Annotated in this window: 1 protein-coding gene; it reads right to left on the bottom strand. The window is 62.0% G+C overall.

Annotated elements, in window-relative coordinates:
- Window positions 1-1606, bottom strand: a 1606-nt coding sequence (locus G6N73_RS35450) for a GMC family oxidoreductase (protein ID WP_206079272.1), incomplete at its 3' end; no start/stop codon positions are given.
- Between the last annotated feature and the right edge of the window lie 216 nt (window positions 1607-1822).

Below are 1822 nucleotides of genomic sequence, written 5' to 3' on the forward strand. Positions count from 1 at the left end.
GCTTCAGGTCCTCGACCAGCATCGCCGTGGCGTGGCGCGCGAGAGCCTGGGTCGGGGCGTTGGTATTGCCGCTGGTGATGTTCGGCATGATCGAGGCGTCGATCACCCGGAGGCCATCGACGCCGCGGACCCTGAGCTTCGCGTCAACCACCGCTCGCTCATCCTGGCCCATCCGGCACGTGCCGACTGGGTGCCACATCGTCGTCACGGCACGCTTTACCCATTCGCCGATCTCGGCGTCCGACTGGATGCCCGGACCAGGATCAATCTCTTCCTCGATCACCGGCGCCAACGACTCCTGCGCCATAACCTTGCGGATCGCGTGCACCGATTGCACCGCGGCCCTCAAGTCTTCTTCATCGCCGATGAAGTTCGGGTTGATGAGGGGCATCGACGTCGGGTCGCTGTCGGCGAGCCGCACCCAGCCGCGGCTCTTGGGCTGAAGCACTACAAGCTCGAAGGTGATGCCGGAGCGGTCCCCCGTCGCGCTGAGGTCCTGGTTCGCGATGATAGGAGCGTGATAGCATTGGATCGTGGGTTCGGCGGTGAAGTCGGACGGATTCCAGTGGGATACAGTCTCGATGCCGTTACCCGACGCCGGCCCATCCTTGGTGATGAGGTAGCGCAGGCCCGCCTTCACGGTACCAAGGCCGTGCGCGGCGGCCTGATAGCCGAGATCGCCTTTCACGTAGGCACGGACCGGTACCATCGGGTGGTCCTGGAGATTTTCGCCCACCTCCGGAGAATCGACGATCACGGCGATGCCATGCTGGCGCAGGTGCTCGGCCGGCCCAATGCCTGAGTGCATGAGAATCGTCGGACTATGAACGGCCCCGGCCGACAGCACGACCTCGCCGGCCATGATCACCTCATTGTCCATGAGCTCGACGCCGACAGCCCGCTCGTTTTCGATAAGAATGCGAACGACCGCCTTCCCGGTGAGAAGGGTCACGCGGCCCGACGCGAGGTGCGGACGCAGATAAGCATCGACCGCACTGCATCGGCGTTGATTTCCAACCGTAGACTGCACGGGCGAGACGCCGATCTGGCTCTTGCCGTTATAGTCGGGATTGAACGGGACGCCGTATTCCTGGAAGGCCTTGAGGCAGTATTGGTTCAGCTTGTTGATGCCCTTGGGCAACTGAACCGCCAGACCACCATTGATGCCGTGGTATTCGTCGTGGAAGGTGTCGTTGTTTTCCTGCACCATGAAGACGGGCAGCAGGTCTTCATACGACCATTTGCCGGTGTCGCCGACCGCGTCCTGCCACGCGGCGTAATCGCGTGTCTGACCACGGACGTAGGCCATCGCGTTGATCGAAGAGCCGCCGCCGAGCACCTTGCCTGAGCGATATGCTCGCTTGGTGCCGTGCTGGGGAACCGTCTCGTATTTCCAGACATGGCGGTCGTGGGCCAACATTTTGGCGAAGCCGGCTGGAATGTGGATGAACGGATCGCGATCCGTGTCACCCGCTTCGATCAGTGCGATCGAAGCATCGGTGTGTTCGGCGAGATAACTCGCAACGACGCAGCCGGCCGCGCCCGCGCCAACAATGACAATATCGTAGGCTTCCTCGGACATCAGCGTGTTTCTCTTTCGCACCATTTTTATCGTTCGATCACCAACCCAAGCTGGCGCCGCGCCATCGCGGTGCCGGATGCTGGGATTGATTGGACCAACTTTTGGAAAATGACTTCCCGCCGCGGGCGAGGGAAATGACCTCTCGCCATAGAGTCGATAGCCGATCGTTATTGCCGCGCCGCACGCGTGATGCCGTCGCGGGCCCGCGCAACTCGCCTCGATTTACGAATGGCGTGAGGA

Source organism: Allomesorhizobium camelthorni, assembly GCF_011045125.1.
GTDB classification, from domain to species: Bacteria; Pseudomonadota; Alphaproteobacteria; order Rhizobiales; family Rhizobiaceae; genus Allomesorhizobium; species Allomesorhizobium camelthorni.